This is a genomic window from Ramlibacter sp., assembly GCF_035706265.1.
Classification (GTDB): Bacteria; Pseudomonadota; Gammaproteobacteria; order Burkholderiales; family Burkholderiaceae_C; genus Ramlibacter.
On sequence record NZ_DASSVG010000563.1, the window covers coordinates 1 to 3,678 of the forward strand.

The 3,678-nt window shown below is 69.9% G+C and carries 5 protein-coding genes; all 5 read left to right on the top strand.

Annotation, left to right across the window (positions count from 1 at the left end; translation table 11 throughout):
- On the top strand, positions 1-327 hold a 327-nt coding region (locus tag VFM98_RS20255), incomplete at its 5' end, for a nuclear transport factor 2 family protein (RefSeq protein ID WP_325111698.1).
- Positions 328-439: 112 nt separating this feature from the next.
- Entirely contained in the window at positions 440-1,411 is a 972-nt protein-coding gene (locus tag VFM98_RS20260; protein ID WP_325111699.1) for a tripartite tricarboxylate transporter substrate binding protein, read from the top strand.
- A gap of 4 nt (positions 1,412-1,415) precedes the next feature.
- The gene (locus tag VFM98_RS20265) at positions 1,416-2,219 is read left to right on the top strand and encodes a 3-hydroxybutyrate dehydrogenase (RefSeq protein WP_325111700.1); all 804 of its coding nucleotides are present in this window, start codon (positions 1,416-1,418) and stop codon (positions 2,217-2,219) included.
- A 20-nt stretch (positions 2,220-2,239) separates the two neighbouring features.
- Positions 2,240-3,487: a CaiB/BaiF CoA-transferase family protein gene (locus VFM98_RS20270; RefSeq protein ID WP_325111701.1), complete on the top strand. Its 1,248-nt coding sequence runs from the start codon at positions 2,240-2,242 to the stop codon at positions 3,485-3,487.
- A gap of 64 nt (positions 3,488-3,551) precedes the next feature.
- A partial coding sequence (locus VFM98_RS26205; RefSeq protein ID WP_325111702.1) for an SDR family NAD(P)-dependent oxidoreductase occupies positions 3,552-3,678 on the top strand: 127 nt, incomplete at its 3' end.

Below are 3,678 nucleotides of genomic sequence, written 5' to 3' on the forward strand. Positions count from 1 at the left end.
GGCGTGCACCAGATCTCCAACATCCTGATCGAACTTCAGGGCAACTGCGCATGGGTGGAAAGCAGCTTCCTGGCGCTGCAGTCCAACGCCGCCACGCCCGCCCGGGAGACCTTTCTCTGCGGCCGCTACCTCGACCGCTTCGAACGGCGCGACGGCGAGTGGCGCATCGCCGAGCGCACCGTCGTCTACGACTGGATCGAGGAGCGCACGCGTCTCGAGCTGGCGAACGACAACGCCACCCTCTTCGCGCAGCGCCAGCCGACCGGCGGACGCATGCCGCAGGACCCCTTGTATGCGTTCCTCGCGGCCGCGCGGCCCCGCACCTGAGAAGGCCACGGCTTGACACCGTGGCGCGTCGCGCATCAAAATGGAAACACTTCCACGTAATGGAACGCTCCTGGCCCACCAGGATGCTTCCCCCCACCAGTCGGAGACAGCCATGGCCTTTCTGCGCCGCACCTTCCTGTATTCCCTCGTCGCGGCGGCTGCCGCCGTCCACGGTACCGCCTCGGCGGCCTGGCCCGAGCGCCCGGTGCACATCGTCGTGCCCTACGCAGCCGGCGGCTTCACCGACATCCTGGCCCGGCTGGTGGGCACGAAGCTGTCGGAGCGTCTCGGCCAGCCCGTGGTGGTCGAGAACAAGCCGGGTGCGTCCACCATGCTGGGGGCCGAGGCGGTGGCGCGGTCGGCACCGGACGGCTACACGCTGCTGATGGCCACCACCAGCACCCTCTCCACGAACCCGCTGATGTTCCGCAAGATGCCCTACAAGGTGGCGGACTTCCAGCCGGTGGCGCTGACCGGTCTCACGCCATTCGTGCTGGTGGCGCACCCCTCGGTGGCGGTCAACGATGCCGCCGGGCTGGTGGCCTACGCCCGCGCGAATCCCGGCAAGCTCAACTTCGCGATGCTCGGGCCGGGCTCCTCCACCCACCTCGTGGACGAGATGCTGCGGTCGCAAGCCAAGGTGGACATCCGCGACATTCCCTACAAGGGCTCCGGCCCGGCGAACAACGACCTGCTGGCCGGCCACGTCCAGCTCAATTTCGATGCCGTGTCCACGGCCATTCCGCGCATCCGTTCCGGCCACCTCAAGGGGCTGGGCATCACTTCCGAAACGCGCTCGCCGCTGCTGCCCAACGTCCCCACCTTCAAGGAGTCGGGCCTGCCGCAGATGGTCGCCTACTCCTGGTACGGGCTGATGGCGCCGGCGGGCACGCCGGGCGCGGTGGTGGAGCAGCTCAATCGCTCCGTCAACGAGGTGCTGAAGATGCCGGAGGTGCAGGCGCAGCTCGAATCCAACGGCGCCAGCGCGCCCACGCTGAACGCCAGGCAGTTCGCGGACTTGATCCAGGAGCACACCCGCACGTGGGAGCGCGTGATCAAGCCGCTGAACATCCAGTTGGACTGAGCCCGTGGCTGCTTCGGCTTCCGGCGGGTTGGAAGGCCGCGTCGCGCTCGTGACCGGGTCCACGGACGGCATCGGGCTGGCCGTGGCGCGCAGCCTCGCCGCGCAGGGCAGCGCCGTGATGCTCAACGGCTTCGGCGAGCCGGAGGCGATCCGTGCCCTGTGCGACGAACTCGCCACGGCGCACGGCGTCGAAGTCGCACACGCGCCGGCCGATCTGCGACGCGAAGAGGATGCCGCGGCCCTGGTGCCGCACGTGCTGGAGCGCTTCGGGCGCCTCGACGTTGTGGTGAACAACGCGGGCACGCAGCACAAGGGGCCGGTGGAGGAGCACCCGCCGCAGCGCTGGCGCGAGGTGTTCGCGCTCAACCTCGACGCAGCGTTCCACACCATCCGCACGGCCCTGCCCGGCATGCGCGCGCGCGGCTGGGGCCGCATCGTCAACGTCGCCTCGGTGTACGGTCTGGCGGGCGGCGTGGACCGCAGCAGCTACGTGGCCTCCAAGCACGCGCTGGTCGGCCTCACCAAGGCAGTGGCGCTGGAGACCGCCAGCACCCCGATCACCTGCAACGCGGTCTGCCCCGGCGACGTCTCGACGCGCATCTTCTACCGCAACGCCAAGCTGCTGGCCGAAAGCGAAGGCATCAGCCGGGCCGAGGCGCAGCAGCGCATCGCCGCGACCAACATGCCCTCGGGCCGGGTGGTCGCACCCGAGCACGTGGCGGCGCTCGTCGCCTTCCTGTGCAGCGAGGCCGCCGGCGAGATCCGGGGCGCCGCCCTGCCGGTCGACGGGGCCTGGCTGGCACGTTGAACCCCTAGCCAAACGAGACCATGGAACACACGACTGCGCCCCGTGCAGGGGCCCTTTCCCACATCCGCGTCCTCGACCTGAGCCGCGTGTTCGCCGGCCCCTGGGCCGGCCAGATGCTCGCAGACCTCGGCGCCGAGGTGATCAAGGTGGAACGTCCGCGCGAGGGCGACGATTCGCGCCGGCTCGGCCCGCCCTTCCTGCGGGACGACGACGGCGAATACACCCGCGAGTCCGGCTTCTACCTGAGCGCCAACCGCAACAAGAAGTCCGTCACGGTGGACATCTCCCGGCCGGAGGGCCAGGAGATCATCCGCGCGCTGGCGCAGTCGTGCGACGTGCTGATCGAGAACTACAAGGTCGGCGACCTGGCGCGTTACGGGCTGGACTACGAGTCGCTGCGTCCCGCCAACCCGCGCCTGGTCTACTGCTCGATCACGGGCTTCGGCCAGACCGGCCCCTACCGCAAGAAGCCCGGCTACGACTCGATCTTCCAGGGCATGGGCGGGCTGATGGCGATCACCGGCCACCCCGACGACCAGCCCGGTGGCGGCCCGCAGAAGGTGGGGCTGATCGTGTCGGACCTGATGGCCGGCATGTACGCCTCGGTGGCCATCCTGGCGGCGCTGGAGCACCGCGACGCCGTCTCGGGCGCAGGCCAGTACATCGATCTCGCGCTGCTGGACGCGCAGGTGGCGGCGCTGTCGCACTCGGCCATGGGCTACCTGGTGGCGGGAGACCGCGTGCCGCGCTGCGGAACCCAGTCCCCGACCGCAGCACCCTCGCAGATGTACCGCTGCCAGGACGGCGCGATCATGATCGTGGTCGGCAACAAGGCGCAGTGGGAGAAGTTCTGCGGCGCGCTTGGCCGGCCGGACCTGCCGGGCGATGCCCGCTTCGTCACCAACCAGGACCGCATCCGCCACCGCGCCGAGCTCAACGCCATCCTGGAGCCGATCTTCCTGTCCCAGCCGCGGCAGCACTGGGTCGATGCGCTCGCGGAGGTGGGCGTGCCCTGCGGCCCCGTCAACGAGTTGCACGAGGTGTTCGAAGATCCGCAGGTGCGCTCGCGCGAGATGGTGGTGCACATGCCCCACCCGCACCGCACGTCCATGCCGATGCTGGCCAACCCGATCCGCCTGTCCGGCACCCCCGTGCAGTACCGCCTGGCCCCGCCGGGCCTCGGCGAGCACACGGACGAAGTGCTGGCCGGACTTGCCGGCTTCGACGCGGCGCGGCTCCAGGCCTTGCGGGATGAGGGCGTCATCTGACCAGAAGCAACCGAGCGATCCGGTGCGGATCGGCCGCAGCATTTCGAACCCAAGAGAGAACAGCATGAAACCATTGGAAGGGCGGATCGCCCTCGTCACCGGCGCTGGATCCGGCCTCGGCCGGGCCGACGCCGTCGTGCTCGCGGAGCGCGGCGCGGCCGTGATCGTCAACGACGTGAATGCGGAAGGCG

Excerpts from the sequence above, each read along its gene's own strand:
- VFM98_RS20260 (WP_325111699.1), top strand. The coding sequence starts at position 440 with ATGGCCTTTCTGCGCCGCACCTTCCTGTATTCCCTCGTCGCGGCGGCT.
- VFM98_RS20270 (WP_325111701.1), top strand. The coding sequence starts at position 2,240 with ATGGAACACACGACTGCGCCCCGTGCAGGGGCCCTTTCCCACATCCGC.